This window comes from Sorangium aterium (genome assembly GCF_028368935.1).
GTDB classification, from domain to species: domain Bacteria; phylum Myxococcota_A; class Polyangia; order Polyangiales; family Polyangiaceae; genus Sorangium; species Sorangium atrum.
Map to the genome: position 1 here is coordinate 998403 of NZ_JAQNDK010000003.1, position 14627 is coordinate 1013029.

The window sequence follows — 14627 nt, forward strand, 5'->3', positions numbered from 1 at the left end:
GGAGCGCGAAGATGAAGATCCGAAGTGCAAAGAGCTGTGCGTGGGACCAGGTGAGCCTCGGGGAGGTCATGCTGCGCCTCGACCCGGGAGAGCGGCGGATTCACACCGCGCGGGCGTTCGACATCGGGGAGGGCGGGGGAGAGTACAACGTGGCGCGGGGGCTCCGGCGCTGCTTCGGGCTCCGGACATCCATCGTCACGGCGCTCGCGGACAACCCGGTCGGGCGGCTGATCGAGGACCTGATGCTCCAGGGCGGGGTCGACACCTCCCACGTGCGCTGGGTCGATTACGACGGCGTGGGCCGCGAGGCGCGCAATGGCCTCAACTTCACCGAGCGCGGCTTCGGGCCGCGCGCCGCCGTGGGGTGCTCGGATCGCGGCCACAGCGCGGCCTCCAGGCTGAAGACCGGCGACCTCCCGTGGAAGGCCCTCTTCGGGGAGCGCGGCGCCCGCTGGTTCCACACGGGCGGCATCTTCTGCGCGCTCTCGGAGACCACGGCCGGCGTGGCGCGCGAGGCCATGGAGGCCGCGCGCGAGCACGACGTGCGGATCTCCTACGATCTCAACTACCGGCCCTCGCTCTGGAAGAACTTCGGCGGCCAGGCGAGGGCGCGCGAGGTCAACCGCGCCCTCATGCCGTACGTCGACTGCCTCTTCGGCAACGAGGAGGACTTCGTCGCGGCGCTCGGCTTCGAGGTGCCCGGCGTCGATGAGGGCTATCGCGATCTCGACACGGCCGGGTTCCGCCGGATGATCTCGGAGGTCGTCGCGACGTACCCCAACATCTCGGTCGTGGCCACGAGCCTCAGGACGGCCAGGAGCGCGAGCGTCAACGGCTGGGGCGGCATCCTGTACTGCAAGGGTGAGTTCCACGAGGTCGCCCAGCGGGACATCGAGATCCTCGACCGCGTCGGAGGGGGCGACTCGTTCGCCTCGGGGATCATCTACGGGCTCCTCTCGGAGCAGAGCCCGGAGTGGGCGCTCCAGTGCGGCGTCGCGCACGGAGCGCTCGCGATGTCGACCCCAGGCGACACGTCGATGGCGTCGCTCGCCGAGGTGCGGCGGGCGATGAGCGGGGCCAGCGCGAGGATCGAGCGATGAATCATGCGATGGACCGCGAGCACGTCGTCCGCCGCATCGAGGAGATCGGCGTCGTCCCCGTGGTGCGCGCGTCGAGCGGCGCGCTCGCCGTGCGGGCCGGTCGCGCGCTGTGCGCCGGAGGGATCGAGGTCCTCGAGATCACGATGACGGTCCCGGACGCCCTCGCCGTCATGCACGAGATCACCTCGCGGATGGGGAGCCGCGTCCTCGTCGGCGCGGGCACGGTGCTCACCGCGGACGCAGCCCGCGGGTGCATCGAGGCCGGCGCGCAGTTCATCGTGAGCCCGGGGCTCAACCTCGAGGTCATCCATGCGGCGCGCGAGCTCGGGAAGGCGGTCTTCCCCGGGGCGCTCACCCCGACCGAGGTGATCGCCGCGTGGAGCGCCGGCGCCGACGCGGTGAAGGTGTTCCCGTGCTCCGCGATGGGCGGCGCGAAGTACCTGCGCGCGCTGCGCGGACCGCTCCCGCACGTGAAGCTGCTGCCGACCGGCGGGGTCAACCTCGCGACCGCGCGCGAGTTCATCGAGGCCGGCGCGGTGGCGCTCGGCGTCGGCGGCGAGCTCGTCGACGCCGCGGCGCTCGAGGCCGGCTGCGACGAGGTCCTCACGGAGCGCGCGCGGGAGTTCCTGGCTGTGGTCCGGTCCGCGCGGGCCGGGATGGAGAAGCGCGCTGAGCGGAGCCGCCGCGAGGCGCCGGAGGAAGCATGATTCATCTGAAGAGAAGCGATGTCCCGAGCCTGGCCCGCGTGTCGGGCGATGCGGTGGAGTTCTTCACGCCCGAGCCGGGGCTCAAGCGCCGGGTGCTGGCCCACAACCCCAACATGATGCTCGTCGAGCACCACATGGAGGTCGGCTGGACCGGAGCGCGCCACAGCCACCCGCACGATCAGCTTGTCTATGTCATCTCCGGACACCTCAAGTTCTCGTGCGGAGACGAGGAGTTCGAGGCGCGGGCCGGGGACAGCTTCGTGGTCCGCGGGGGCGTCGAGCACCAGGCCTGGGCGTTCGAGCCGTCCGTCGTGCTCGACGTGTTTACCCCCGCGCGTGAAGAGTACATGCCCTGAGCGCGGGGATCCGGTCAGCCACTCCAGATCACCAAGATCATCATGTCGTTTCGACGGGCCCTGCGACCGACGCAGCGGCCCTGTGCGATTGAGGAGCCTATGAAACGCAGAACGTTCGCGATGTCGATCCTCTTGCCCTTCGCGCTGGCCGCCTGCGGGGGGGACAGCGAGCCGGGGCCTGGTCCCGGCCAGGAAGTGCCGCCCGAGATGGTCCCGTATCTGGACGCGATGAAGCGCGCGGCCACCTTCATGAGCGAGGAGGTCGCGTACAAGGGCGGTTACGTGTGGAGCTACCTCCCGGATCTCTCGAGGAGCTGGGGCGAGATGGAGGCGAAGCGCACCATGCTGTGGGTGCAGCCGCCCGGCACGCCGTCGATGGGACACCTCTACCTGGACGCCTACCACGCCACCGGCGACGAGCTCTACTACAAGGCCGCCGAGCAGGTCGCGCTCGCCCTGATCGAGGCGCAGCACGAGGCCGGCGGCTGGAACTACATCTATGACTTCGCGGGCGAGGAGTCGCTCAAGGACTGGTACGACACCATCGGCAAGAACGGCTGGCGGCTCGAGGAGTTCCAGCATTACTACGGCAACGCGACGTTCGACGACGCGGGCACCGCCGTGGCCTCGCAGCTCCTCCTGCGCATGTACCTCGAGAAGAAGGACGAGCGGTTCCGCGGGCCCCTCTACAAGGCGATCGGCTTCGTCACCGAGAGCCAGTACGAGGGGGGCGGCTGGCCGCAGCGCTTCCCGCTGATGGGCAAGGGCGGCGAGCCCGACTACACGAGCCACATCACCTTCAACGACGACGTGGCCGGAGAGAACATCAAGTTCCTGATCATGTGCCACCTCGCGCTGGGCGAGTCGCAGCTGCTCGGGAACATCGAGCGCGCCATGGACAACTTCGTCGCGTTGCAGCAGCCCGCGCCGCAGCCCGCGTGGGGCCTTCAATTCACGCAGGACGGCAAGCCGGCCGGGGCGCGCACCTACGAGCCGGAGGCGCTGACCACACACACGACGGCCAACAACATCCAGCAGCTCCTCAATTTCTACAACATGACCGGGGACGAGAAGTACATCGCCCGCGTGCCCGAGGCGCTGGACTGGCTGGACAAGGTCAGGCTGCCCTCGGAGCTGCTGGAGATCTTCCCCGACCGGACGCATCCCACGTACATCGAGATCGGGACCGACATTCCGCTCTACGTCCACCGGCGCGGCTCGAACGTCGTCAACGGCGAGTATTACTTCGACAAGGACCCTGCGAAGCCCATCGGCCACTACGGGCAGGCGCGTAAGCTCGACGTCGACGCCATGCGCGCCCGCTACGAGGAGCTCGCGGCGATGTCGCCCGAGGCGCTGACGGCGGGCTCGCCCCTCAAGATCACGGGGCCGGCGGCGCTGCCGCGGTACTTCTCGCTGCGCGAGGTGAAGCTCGAGGACCTGTACGCCGGCGCCACGATGACGACAGCGCCGGTGACGGCGGAGGACGCGCAGAGGCTCGTCGGCGAGCTCAACGCGGAGGGCTACTGGTCGACCAAGATCACGATGATCACGAACCCTTACAAAGGTCCTGGCGCCGCCGAGCCGTTCGTGGAGGACACCTACGCCACCACGCACGTGGGCGATCGCAACGATACCTCGCCCTACGACCCGGCCAAGGCGCCGGCGACGTACCCGGCCGAGGAGTCGCCGATGGGCATCTCGGTGGAGTCGTTCATCAAGAACATGGGCGTGCTGATCTCCTACGTTGCGCCCGTGCAGTGAGCGGCCTCCGAGCCCCCGCGCCCTGGCATCTCGTGTGCTTGGAGAGCCGACGCCTGGGGGCCACACGCAATCCAGGTGGCTTGATGCCGGCGGCGCGGTGCCGGCGCGCGGTGGTGCAAGGAGTCGAGGCATGAGATTGCTTAGAGTTGCCATGGCGGTGCTGACCGTGGCTGCGGTCGGGCTCGGGTGCGGCAGCAGCCCGAGCGACGGGGGAGAAGGAGAAGGTGAAGGGGCGAGCTCCGGCGGAAGCGTCGGCTCCGGCTCCGGCGAGGGGGGCTCGCTCGATATTGGCGGCGAGATCGGGCCCGGATCGAGCGGTGTGGGAGGCGCCAGCCCCACGGGCGGAGGCGGAGCGTGCGCCACCCAGACGGCGGCGGCATCCCTTCAGCCGGTGTACCTGGCGTTCGCGTTCGACGTGTCGGGCAGCATGGGCAAGGGCGACAAGGACTGGCACGACAAGTCGCTCAAGTGGGATCCTGTCGTCGCTGCGACAAAGCAGTTCTTCTCGGATCCCGGGTCCGAAGGGCTGACGGCCTCGCTCTCGTTCTTCCCGGCCGACGACGACAAGTGTTCGGCCGAGATCTACGCGACGCCGGACGTGCCGCTGACGCCGCTCCCGTCGGGGGCCTTCACCGAGGCGATCGACGCGATCGAGCCGGCGAGCTCGGATGACTGGCGCGGCGGTACGCCGACCGCGTGGGTGATGCGGGGCACGAGCGCGTTCATCGGGGCGCAGCGGCAGAAGAACCCCGGGAAATACGCGATCGTGCTCGTGACGGACGGCTACCCGCAGGGCTGCGACGAGGCCTCCGACACGATCGACGCTGTCGTGGCCGACGCCCAGGCGGCGCTGGCGGAGGGCATCCCGACCTACGTCATCGGGGTCGAGAACCCGCGGATCGAGGGCGCGCCGGACACCCTCGACGACCTGCACGAGATCGCCGCGGCCGGCGGTACGGAGCGCGCCGTGCTCATCGACACCGGCGATCCCTCGCAGACCACGGCCGCTTTCAAGGCGGCGGTCGACCGGATCCGCGGCGCCTCGGTCTCGTGCACCATGGCGATCCCGCTCCCGCCGGACGGGAGCACCTTCGACAAGGAGAAGGTCCGCGTGCTCTACGCGAGCGGATCGAGCGCGACGACGGAGCTCGTGTACGACCAGAGCTGCTCGACCGAGGGCGCCTGGCGCTACGACGACCCCGCGAGTCCGACGCAGATCGTGCTGTGTGTCGACGCTTGCACCACGGTCCAGGCGGACGTGGTGGCGAAGCTGAGCGTCGATTTCACCTGCGAGAGCGTGATCGAGGTTCCCCTGTAGCCGCAGGCCCCCGCGCCCCGCCGCGCGGCGCGCTCGGCCTCGCCTACCGGCGCGCGCGCCGCCTGGCTGATCCATGTCAACCGTGAGTTGACACTGTGGACACACGCAGTTGCATCTCCACCGGTCCCACCTCGGCAGGGGCGGTCAGACACCCATCTGCCGCGTCGAGCGCCCTCCGCTGCCCGGCGTCATTGGCCGCCTGACGCAAGCGCGGCGCGCAGGTTACCGTCCAGCAACGCTGCCGAGATGTTGTAGAACAGAGCCACCATGGCACCTGCTCAGGAGCGCGAGCGGCGGACCCTCGATCGGTACACGCTCCATGGCGTGATCGCCTCCGGGGGGATGGCCTCCGTCCATTTCGGGCGGCTCGTGGGCGCGCATGGCTTTGCCCGCACCGTCGCGATCAAGCGCCTGCACCCGCAGTTCGCCAGGGACCCCGAGTTCTCGTCGATGCTCCTCGACGAGGCGCGGCTCGCCGTGCGCATCCGCCACCCGAACGTCGTCACCACGCTCGACAGCGTGCAGGCCGACGACGAGCTCTTCGTGGTCATGGAGTACATCGCGGGTGAATCGCTCTCGAGCCTGCTGCGCGAGGCCGGCCGGCGAGGGGCTCAGGTGCCGCAGCCGATCGGCTCGGCCATCATCGCCGGCGCGCTCGCGGGCCTGCACGCGGCGCACGAGGCGACCGACGAGGAGGGCGCCGCGCTCCAGATCGTCCACCGCGACGTGTCGCCGCAGAACATCCTCGTCGGCGAGGACGGCATCGCGCGCGTGCTCGATTTCGGTATCGCGCGGGCGGCGGTGCGGAGCCAGGTGAGCCGCGTTGGGCAGCTCAAGGGCAAGCTCAGCTACATGGCGCCGGAGCAGCTGCGCGGGGCCCCGTTGACCCGCCGCGCCGACATCTACGCCGCTTCCGTGGTCCTCTGGGAGGTGCTCACCGGACGGCGGCTGTTCACGGGGGAGTGCGACGCGGAGATCTTCGGGCGGATCCTCGAGGGCGTCGTCCAGCCGCCGAGCGTGTACGGCGACGTGCCGAAGGCGCTCGACGAGGTGGTGCTCCGCGGCCTCGACAGGGATCCATCCCGGCGTTACGCGACCGCGCTGGAGATGGCCGCTGCGCTGGAGGAGGCGCTGCCGCCGGCGAGCCCGCGCGCGGTCGGGGCGTGGGTCGAGGCGACGGCGGGCACGCTCCTCGAGGCGCGGGCGAAGAGCCTCGCCGCGATCGAGACGTCGCAGCGGAGCGCGGCCCCGACGCCGCCGACGCCGAGACCCGCCGTGGACGACGCGCCGTCGCGGGACGTCGAGGCGCGCCTCGCGCAGCCGTCCGGCAGCCGCGGGCGCGCGCTGCGGACCTCGGTGACGGTTCCGACCATGACGAGGACGGTCGAGGACATGGCGCGGCCCGCGGCGTCGGCGCTCGCGACGCCGGTCGCCGCTGCGGCGCCGCCGCGGCTGGCGAGCGCGCAGCTCGTCCGCGCCTCCACGCTCGCGCTCGGGGCCAGCGCGCTGGTGCTCGCGGTCGCCCTCGGCAGGAGCTGTAGCGTGCGTCCAGGGCCCGATGCGCCGCAGGACGCGCGCGCCGGCGAGTCCTCGCTGCCCGCCGCCTCGCCGCCGGCGGTGGCGGCGCCCGCCGCGAGCGTCGGGGCGCCGGAGGTCCTTGCGGAGGCGCCAGCGGCGTTGTCGGCGGCGCCCGAGGCATCGGCGGCCTCGCCAGCGCCGGCGCCGGACGCGACCGCGCCGGGGGCCTCCGCGAGCGCCGCCGCGGCGCCGGAGCCGGCCGCGCGCGCCGCCGCGCCGGATCGCGCCGCGGGCGTGCGCGCCGCGTCCCCTGCGCGCAGCGCGCGGCCGCGGTCGCGCTGCGTGCCGCCCTACTATCTCGACGCCAACGGCATCCGGCGGATCAAGCGAGAGTGCCTGTGAACGACGGATGCGTGTAGCCTGCGCCGCGATGAACGGGCGCCTCCTCGCGGCCTTCGCCGCGGCCGTCACGCTCCTCGCGGGCTCACGCGCCCGCGCTCAGGGCGTGGGAGAGACGTGCGCGGCCTCGTACGAGCAGGCGCAGCAGCTCCTCCGCGACAGGGCGCTGCTGCGCGCCCGCGCCGAGCTCCGCGTCTGCGTGAGCTCGTGCCCGGCGACGCTCGCCCGCGACTGCCAGAGCTGGAGCGAGCAGGTCGAGCGCGACATGCCCAGCGTCGCGCTGTCGGCCACGTCCGCGGACGGCCACGCTCCGGGCCGGGTCCGGGTGCTCCTCGACGGCGCGCCGCTCGTCGACGCGCTCCCGAACGACCCGATAGAGCTCGATCCCGGGCGCCATACGCTGACCTTCGAGGACGCGGCGGGGACGCGGGTCGTCACCGTGGTCACGGTGCCGCCGGGCGACAAGGCGCTGCCGATCGCGGTGCGCTTCCCTGCGCCGGCGCCGTCGCGCCCCGCGGCCAGCGCCGACGCGCCGCCGGTGCGGCAGCGCTGGCCGCTCGTGCTCGTCGGCGTCGGCGCGGCGGGGCTCGGCGTGGGCGCGGTCCTCGGCGTCAAGGGGCACCTCGACCGGAGCGAGCTCCGCACGCGGTGCGCGCCCGGATGCCCGGCGGAGGACGTCGAGGCGATCGATCTCACGTGGAAGGCCGGCGCGATCTCCGCGGGCGTGGGGTTCCTCGCGGCCGGCCTGGGCGCGGTGCTCTATCTCCAGCTCGATCCCGTCGCGCCCGCGGCGCCGGTCGCGAGCTTCTCCTTCTCGCCGGGCGGCCCCGGGCTCTCGCTCCGCGGCGCGTTCTGAGCGTCGCGCCGCGCGTCCCGAGCACCGCGCAGCGCCGCGCGGCCCGTCAGCCCTTGCTGCGGATCCCGTAGCGCTCCATCAGCCGGTGGACGAGCTGCCGGGAGACGCCCATCGACGCGGCGGCCCGCGCCACGTTGCCGCCGCTCTCCCGGAGCTTCATCGCGATGTACGTGCGCTCGAACTGCTCGACGACCATGTCGCGCGCCTCGCGGAGCGGCAGCGCCGCGAACTGGCCGACGCTCATGTCGGCGGGCCGCGGCGCCACCTTGACGATCGCCTCCTCGGCGAGGTGCGGGAACAGCATGAGCCGCGCGACGGTGTTGCGGAGCTCGCGCACGTTGCCCGGCCAGTGGTGCCCGCGGAGCAGCTCCAGCGCGTTCGGCGGCAGGTCGGCGAGCGAGCGCGGCGGCACCTGCGCCGCGAGGAAGCGCTCGACGAGCAGCGGGATGTCCTCCTTGCGCTCGCGCAGCGGCGGCACGACGGTCTCGACGACGGCGAGCCGGTAGTAGAGGTCCTCGCGGAACGAGCCCGACGCCACGCGGCCCTGGAGATCGCGGTGCGTGGCGGCGATGACGCGGGCGTCGAAGGACGTGTACGCGGCGGCGCCGATGCGGCGCACCTGGCGGGCCTCGAGCGCGCGCAGGAGCTTCGGCTGGAGATCGAGCGGGAGCTCGCCGATCTCGTCGAGGAAGAGCGTGCCGCCGCTCGCCTCCTCGAGCAGGCCGGCGCGCGCGCTCTGGGCGCCCGTGAACGCGCCCTTCGTGTAGCCGAAGAGCTCGGCCTCGATGAGGTTCGGGGCGACGGCGCTGCAGTCGAACACGACGAAGGGGCCGCCGCTGCGCGGGCTCGCCTCGTGGATGGCGCGGGCGAGGACCTCCTTGCCGGTGCCGGACTCGCCGAGCAGCAGGATCGTCTCCGAGGTGGCCGCGGCGCGCTCGAGGCGGGCGAAGAGCGCGCGCATGGGGACGCTGCTGCCGAGGGCCTCGCCGAAGCTGGCCGATGTGGAGAGCGGGACGACGACCGGGGCGCCGCCGACGCGCATGGTGAGGGGCACGCCGCCCAGGGAGGCCACGGCGCTCGGGGTGAGGAAGCCCTCGACGATGAGGACGTCGTTGATGAACGTGCCGTTCTTGCTGCCGAGGTCGGTGAGGACGACCCCGCGCGGCGAGAACCGGAGCTGGCAGTGGCGGCGCGAGACGCGGGAGTCGGGGATGATGACGTCGCACTCGCCGCTCGTGCCGAGCACGAGCGGCGCGACGCCGAGGGTGGCCTCGATCGGCGGGCTCTTCTGCGGGGTGACGAGGATGCGCAGGTCCGGGAGCTCGACCGCGTCGCTTCGGAGGGTCGTGATCGTCCGGGTGGGGTCGTGCATTGATCGCGCGGGAGGGAGACGTGGCAGCATCTCCGAATTTCCGGCGGATTTCCAGCGCGCGGTGCGCCCGGGGCGCTGGACGCACACCGCCGGGTTATCCTCGTGAGGTGCTCGAGTTCACGCAGTCCGAGGCCAAGGTCCTGTTCCAGTGCGTCACCCGCTTCACGGACGCGTTCCGCCGCGACGTGGCGGACGTGATCCGGCAGGAGTTCCGCGGCTACGAGCCGCCGGAGGTGACGGAGCTGATCGGACAGCTGAGCCTCCTCGGGCGGCAGCTCGATCTGCGCCCGCCGCACGCGCAGATCCACGACACGCAGGGCCCGCTGCTCAAGCGCATCCTGATCGACCTCCGGCGCGACAGCGCCACGGCGATCGAGGAGCCGCTGCAGAAGGCCGTGAACGCCGAGACGATCCGGCACCTCCGGCGCGAGGTCCACGGGCTGGAGCAGCTGATGGCCGCGCCCTGGTTCGCGGCCACGCGCGCGCTCAAGGTGCCGCAGCTCACCGACTACATGTCGATCCGGCACGCCGAGGCCGTGACGCCGGAGGCGCCGCCGCTCCGGCCGCGCGAGTACGACGAGAAGTTCCACATCCTCGAGGCGCCCGGGCTCTTCCTCCCCGATCTGGCGCACTACCGGGCGCGCTGCGCGCTGCGCGGCGCCTCGATCGCCGTGGCGTTCATCGACATCGACGACTTCAAGGCGTTCAACGTCCAGCACACCGAGACCGCTGTCGATCTCCACGTGCTCCCGCCGTTCATGGAGAGCATCGAGGCGCACGTCTTCGCGCACGGGCACGCGTACCGGTTCGGAGGCGACGAGTACATGATCACGCTGCCCAACGCGACGCGCGCGTGGGCGGTGGACTTCCTGCGCGCGCTCCAGGAGCGGCTCGCCCGCCGCCGCTACCGCCGCGTCGAGCGGTCGCCGACGATCTCGGCCGGGCTGTGCGTCGCCGACGTCGACTGCTTCCTGACCGATCGCGAGATCCAGGGGCGCGCCAACCTCGCGAAGAACCACGCGAAGGCCACGGAGAAGGGCCGCGTCGCCACGTACGACGGGGAGCTGTTCCGCCCCGAGGATCTGGTGCTCGCGTGAGGCCGGACGGCGGGATCGCGGCGGGCGAGGCGCGCGCGGGCGGCGACGCGCCGCCGGAGGCCCCGGACGGCCTGGTTTTGCCCGAGCCGCTGTGGGGCGCGGTGCGCGCGGCCTACGGCGAGCCTGGGCGCGCGTACCACGACCTGGCGCACGTGAGCGAGGTGCTCCGCCGGGTGGGCGAGGTCGCCCGCGACCTGGGCTGGCAGAGGCCGCGGGAGGTGTTCCTGGCCGCGCTCTTCCACGACGCCGTGTACGTGCCCGGCCGCCACGACAACGAGGCGCGCAGCGCGGAGCTCGCGCGCGAGGCGGTGGCGCGCTGGCTGCCCGGCGAAGGGCTCGACGAGGGCTTCATCGAGCGGCTCATCCTGCTCACGGCGCGCCACGGGGCCCTCGGGCCGGGGGACGTCGGCGACGAGGAGGCCCTCTTCCTCGATTGCGACATGGCCATCCTGGGCAGCGACGCGGCGGCGTTCGACGCGTACGACCGGGCGATCGCCGCGGAGTACAGCGCCGTGCCGCCCGAGCTCTACGCTGCAGGCCGGCGGCGCTTCTTCGAGAAGCTGCTCGCGGCGGAGCGGATCTTCCTCTCGCCGTACTTCCACGCCCGCCTCGAGGCGAGCGCGCGCGACAACCTGCGCCGGAAGCTCGACGCGGGCGCGTAGCGGCGCTGCGCGGGGGTCGTCAGCGGCGGGGGTCGTCGGTGGACGGCGCGGTCGTCACGGGCGCGGCGGTCCGCGCCGGCGGGTTGCGCCGGGGGGCCCGGGGCAGCGACGCCGGCGCGCGCTGCCCCTCGCACGATCACCAGCTCTTCACGTCGCTCTTGCTCACGCGGCACGTTGCGGTGCCCCACTGGCTCGCGCCGCCGTGGAGCTTCTCGGACTCACCCATGTGATCGGTGACGGCCTTGTACTCCTGGCAGATCTTCGGCTTGTCGTCGCCCGCGTCGTAGCCCCCCTTGACGTAGAGGTTCGTGATCGTGACCGTGTCGCCGTAGTTCTGGTTCGCGCCCGCGACCGTCGTCTTCACGCGGTCCACCCTGACGTTGTCGAGGATCAGGTGCCGCGGGCCGCCGTTCGCGGTGCAGTCGCCGCACGAGCGCCAGAGCTTCCCGAAGTCGGCGATGTACGAGTTCGTGACGATGGTCGTGGAGCCGCCCTTGGCGTTGTGCTGGAAGATCTTGTCGGCCGAGTGCAGCGCGATGGAGCTGTTGATGCGCATCGTCGCCCCGTCGGCGCTGTTGGTCGCGGCGTCCTCGCAGACATCCTCCCAGTAGACGTGATCGAGCGTGCAGTCACCCTTGCAGACGATGCCGTTGCCGCCGGGGAGGCCGCCGGCGATGATGAGGTTCTTCACGGTGACGCCGTCCTCGACCTCGAACACGGTCTTCTGGCCCTCGCCGTCGTCGCAGTCCTCCGTGTTGTTCACGCCGATCTTCTGGTTGTTGAAGTCGTAGACGTCCTGCCCGCCGTGGGCGGCGTTCTTGAGCACCGTCGTCTGCGTCCTGATCTCGCCGTTGCCGTTCGTGGGCGTCGGGATCTCCATCGGGAGCTCGTCGCCGAGCGGCTCCTCTCCACCCGCGCCGCTGCTCGTGGTGCTCGCGGCCGTGGTGCTGGAGCTCGTGGTCGCGCCGCTCGTGGTGCTGGAGCTGCTCGTGGTGCTGGAGCTGCTCGTGGTCGCGCCGCTCGTGGTGCTGGAGCTGCTCGTGGTCGCGGCGGTGCTGCTGCCGCCGCCGACGCCCGTGCTGCTGGTGCTCCCGCCGGTCGCGGCGGCGCTGCTGCTGCTCGAGCTGCTGCCTCCCTGGCCGTCGTCCGGCGTCGCGGCGTCGTCTGAACAGCCGAGCTGCATGGCTCCGACGGTGCCGAGCACGAACAGCAAAGTGAAAGCTGACTTCATTCCAGATCTCATCTCGTTACCTCTCGTTCCGGCATCATGATGGGCGACCCGCGGCCCGGGAGCGCTTGTACGGCGCTGTCGACTCCTCGACGCAACCCGTCGAGGTGGCAACCAGGAACTCGCGCTTCGCGCCGCTCAGCTGGCTTCTGCGTCGAGCTCGTCGAGGTGAATGCAAGCGGCGATCCAGGGTGCGCGGCAGGACATCGAGCATCGCGCGGAGGCGCGCTGGGGTGGGCGTGTCAACAGGCGGTCGACACCGGTTGACGATTGGGTTGACGCGCGGGTGCTCCGCGCCGCTGAGCTCCGGGGGAGGGCGCGCATTGGGCGGGGGCGAGCCCACGATCGGCGTCCAGAGCCCGCCGAGCGCAGCGCCCGGCAGGCTGCGCCCTCCAGCTCAGAAGATCGGGTCGTCCTTGCAGCCGAAGATGACCTTGACCGAGCCGGCGCCGCTGCTCGCCACCTGCTCCCCACGCGGCGCCGTACAGCTTGATCGTCATCGTGTCTGGCCCCGTGTAGTTCCATCCACCCGTGCCTGTTGTGTCTTGCATGATCGATTGTTCCCCGACGAACACCCTGATGCTCTCAACATGATGCCTCCTGTAATCTGAATCCTGGCGACGTCATCGCGAGCCCCGCTCCCGGACCTGCGCTCGATCCACGAACGGCGGCCACGAGCTGCGGGGCTCGGCGACGGCGCGGGCGACGGTTGCTATTCGAGCGCGTCGGCGAGGCGATCGAGCCAGCCCTCGATGTCCTCGGTCGGCGCGTCGAGCGGTCGCGAGGTCGGCGCTGCCGCCGGGTAGCCCCCTACCTCGTCTTGGCTGTTCACGAACATTCCGTCGCCGGACAGGACGTCTTCGACGATGCGCAGATCGACCTCGTCGCGGTCTCTGGGCCTCGCGCCCGCGTGCGCGAGCACCGCGTCGAGGACCGACGCTGCGGGGAGCGCCACGAGGCCGTCGGGCCACGCGGGCTTCTCGGTGAGGACGATGATGTCCGGGGAGGCGATGGGCGCCGCTGCGCCGAGGGCGTCCACGGCGATGTTGTCCTCGAGGTAGGCGGATCCCAGCGAGTTGGTGCCGATCATGGGGAGGCCCGGCAAGGTGTTGGCGCCGTGCCGCATGTAGTTGCCGACGATGCTGACGCTCGGCGGCTCCGGCGTGACGCCCGAGCTCTCCCACTCCTTGAGGACGGGGCCGAGGCGCATCGCCCATTTGCCGGGGTTGTAGACGACGTTGTTCACGATCGCCCCGGTCGCGAACCCCTTGTACCAGGGGTTTCGTTCGTTGTTGTTGGCGTAGAGGTTGCCGACGACGGTGACGTCGGTGCAGTGGTCGTGCACGAGGGTGCCCATGGAATGAGAGCCCTTCTCGTGGATGGATTCGAGGAGCCCTTCGGCGATGATGTTGTTGCTGAGGGTGACGCGGCGCGAAGTGCCGTCGGGACCGTCGAAGCGGGGGCCCGAGACGGACAGGTTCTCGTCGACGCCCCACGCCACGGAGCAATGGTCGATCACGATGTTGTACGCCGAGGCGCCGTCCGTCGTGACGTCGGGCTCGAACCCCGACGCAGGCGCAGCCCCGGCGTCGCCCATCCGGAAGCGGAGGTGCTGGATCCGCACGTCGTGCGTGCGGATCTTCATCCCGCCGCGGATCAGCGTGACGCCCGGCGAGGGCGCTGTCTGGCCGGCGATCGTGACGAACGGCTCGGTGATGTCGAGGCGCGTCTTGTTCAGGTCGATGATCCCGCCGACCTCGAACACGATCGTGCGCGGCCCCCGCGTCTCGATCGCCTCGCGCAACGATCCCGGGCCGTCGGCGTCGAGGTTCGTCACCTTGAGGATCGTACCCACGCCATCGACGGGTCCCGAGCCGCCGGCGCCGCCCGCCGAGCCGGTGGTGGCGGAGCCGCTGGTGCCGCCCGCGGAGCCGGTGGTGGCGGAGCCGCCGGTGCCGCCCGCGGAGCCGGTGGTGGCGGAGCCGCCTCCCGGCGCGCCGCCGGCTCCGGTCTGGGCGCCTGCAGTCGCGCCGCCGTGGCCGCCCGCGCCCGGAGTGTTACCTCCGGCGCCGCCCTGTCCGGCCGCTTCATCGCCTGGGCCAGGCGAGCTCGCTGCGCGGGAGCAACCGGCCAGGAACGTGCAACCCGTGCAACCGAGGAGGACGAACGAGAGGACGGCGGCCTTCATGAGATGATTCCTTTCGAATCGAGAGAACTCGCGTGGGCGCTGAAGGCGCCGCGCTCCCGCGG

The 14627-nt window shown here is 71.6% G+C and carries 13 protein-coding genes; 10 read left to right on the plus strand and 3 right to left on the minus strand.

Going from position 1 to position 14627, the window contains the following annotated elements:
- The first annotated feature begins 11 nt into the window (after positions 1 to 11).
- The 7 genes from POL72_RS28005 to POL72_RS28035 all read left to right on the plus strand — a co-directional run bounded on the left by POL72_RS28005 (position 12) and on the right by POL72_RS28035 (position 8018).
- Complete coding sequence (locus tag POL72_RS28005) at positions 12 to 1100, plus strand: sugar kinase (protein WP_272098844.1); 1089 nt, start codon at positions 12 to 14, stop codon at positions 1098 to 1100.
- The gene (locus tag POL72_RS28010; protein ID WP_272098846.1) at positions 1097 to 1807 is read left to right on the plus strand and encodes a bifunctional 4-hydroxy-2-oxoglutarate aldolase/2-dehydro-3-deoxy-phosphogluconate aldolase; all 711 of its coding nucleotides are present in this window, start codon (positions 1097 to 1099) and stop codon (positions 1805 to 1807) included. Before POL72_RS28005 ends, POL72_RS28010 begins: the two co-directional genes overlap by 4 nt.
- Positions 1804 to 2163 carry a cupin domain-containing protein gene (locus POL72_RS28015; RefSeq protein WP_272098847.1) on the plus strand — a complete coding sequence of 120 codons (360 nt, stop codon included), beginning with the start codon at positions 1804 to 1806 and terminating at the stop codon, positions 2161 to 2163. Before POL72_RS28010 ends, POL72_RS28015 begins: the two co-directional genes overlap by 4 nt.
- A gap of 99 nt (positions 2164 to 2262) precedes the next feature.
- A complete protein-coding gene (locus tag POL72_RS28020) occupies positions 2263 to 3927 on the plus strand; it encodes a pectate lyase (protein ID WP_272098849.1) in 1665 nt (554 codons plus the stop codon).
- Between the two features lie 130 nt (positions 3928 to 4057).
- Entirely contained in the window at positions 4058 to 5245 is a 1188-nt protein-coding gene (locus POL72_RS28025) for a vWA domain-containing protein (RefSeq protein WP_272098851.1), read from the plus strand.
- 267 nt (positions 5246 to 5512) lie between these two features.
- Positions 5513 to 7165 (plus strand): serine/threonine-protein kinase, encoded by a 1653-nt coding sequence (locus POL72_RS28030; protein ID WP_272098853.1) that lies wholly within the window; start codon positions 5513 to 5515, stop codon positions 7163 to 7165.
- Positions 7166 to 7172: 7 nt separating this feature from the next.
- A complete protein-coding gene (locus POL72_RS28035; protein WP_272098855.1) occupies positions 7173 to 8018 on the plus strand; it encodes a hypothetical protein in 846 nt (281 codons plus the stop codon).
- A gap of 46 nt (positions 8019 to 8064) precedes the next feature.
- Here the strand turns inward: POL72_RS28035 and POL72_RS28040 are convergent, their stop codons facing one another.
- The gene (locus POL72_RS28040) at positions 8065 to 9390 is read right to left on the minus strand and encodes a sigma 54-interacting transcriptional regulator (protein WP_272098857.1); all 1326 of its coding nucleotides are present in this window, start codon (positions 9388 to 9390) and stop codon (positions 8065 to 8067) included.
- A 20-nt stretch (positions 9391 to 9410) separates the two neighbouring features.
- On the opposite strand from POL72_RS28040, the gene POL72_RS28045 reads away from it, so the two are divergent.
- Both POL72_RS28045 and POL72_RS28050 read left to right on the plus strand, forming a co-directional pair.
- Entirely contained in the window at positions 9411 to 10487 is a 1077-nt protein-coding gene (locus tag POL72_RS28045; protein ID WP_272098859.1) for a diguanylate cyclase, read from the plus strand.
- The gene (locus tag POL72_RS28050; RefSeq protein ID WP_272098861.1) at positions 10484 to 11149 is read left to right on the plus strand and encodes an HD domain-containing protein; all 666 of its coding nucleotides are present in this window, start codon (positions 10484 to 10486) and stop codon (positions 11147 to 11149) included. Before POL72_RS28045 ends, POL72_RS28050 begins: the two co-directional genes overlap by 4 nt.
- 136 nt (positions 11150 to 11285) lie before the next feature.
- Here POL72_RS28050 and POL72_RS28055 read toward each other — a convergent pair whose 3' ends face one another.
- On the minus strand, positions 11286 to 12029 hold the full coding sequence (locus POL72_RS28055) for a pectate lyase (RefSeq protein WP_272098863.1): 744 nt from the start codon (positions 12027 to 12029) through the stop codon (positions 11286 to 11288).
- Here POL72_RS28055 and POL72_RS28060 point away from each other — a divergent pair.
- On the plus strand, positions 12010 to 12420 hold the full coding sequence (locus POL72_RS28060; protein ID WP_272098865.1) for a hypothetical protein: 411 nt from the start codon (positions 12010 to 12012) through the stop codon (positions 12418 to 12420). The genes POL72_RS28055 and POL72_RS28060 overlap by 20 nt on opposite strands.
- A 669-nt stretch (positions 12421 to 13089) precedes the next feature.
- On the opposite strand, the gene POL72_RS28065 is transcribed toward POL72_RS28060, so the two are convergent.
- Positions 13090 to 14565, minus strand: coding sequence for a pectate lyase family protein (locus tag POL72_RS28065; protein WP_272098866.1), 1476 nt, complete (start codon positions 14563 to 14565; stop codon positions 13090 to 13092).
- Positions 14566 to 14627 lie beyond the last annotated feature (62 nt).

Bases quoted from the DNA above. Each gene is read 5' to 3' on its own strand.
- POL72_RS28020 (WP_272098849.1), top strand. From the start codon at position 2,263: ATGAAACGCAGAACGTTCGCGATGTCGATCCTCTTGCCCTTCGCGCTG.
- POL72_RS28065 (WP_272098866.1), bottom strand. From the start codon at position 14,565: ATGAAGGCCGCCGTCCTCTCGTTCGTCCTCCTCGGTTGCACGGGTTGC.
- POL72_RS28040 (WP_272098857.1), bottom strand. From the start codon at position 9,390: ATGCACGACCCCACCCGGACGATCACGACCCTCCGAAGCGACGCGGTC.
- POL72_RS28035 (WP_272098855.1), top strand. From the start codon at position 7,173: ATGCGTGTAGCCTGCGCCGCGATGAACGGGCGCCTCCTCGCGGCCTTC.
- POL72_RS28005 (WP_272098844.1), top strand. From the start codon at position 12: ATGAAGATCCGAAGTGCAAAGAGCTGTGCGTGGGACCAGGTGAGCCTC.
- POL72_RS28055 (WP_272098863.1), bottom strand. From the start codon at position 12,029: ATGGAGATCCCGACGCCCACGAACGGCAACGGCGAGATCAGGACGCAG.
- POL72_RS28030 (WP_272098853.1), top strand. From the start codon at position 5,513: ATGGCACCTGCTCAGGAGCGCGAGCGGCGGACCCTCGATCGGTACACG.
- POL72_RS28010 (WP_272098846.1), top strand. From the start codon at position 1,097: ATGAATCATGCGATGGACCGCGAGCACGTCGTCCGCCGCATCGAGGAG.
- POL72_RS28025 (WP_272098851.1), top strand. From the start codon at position 4,058: ATGAGATTGCTTAGAGTTGCCATGGCGGTGCTGACCGTGGCTGCGGTC.
- POL72_RS28015 (WP_272098847.1), top strand. From the start codon at position 1,804: ATGATTCATCTGAAGAGAAGCGATGTCCCGAGCCTGGCCCGCGTGTCG.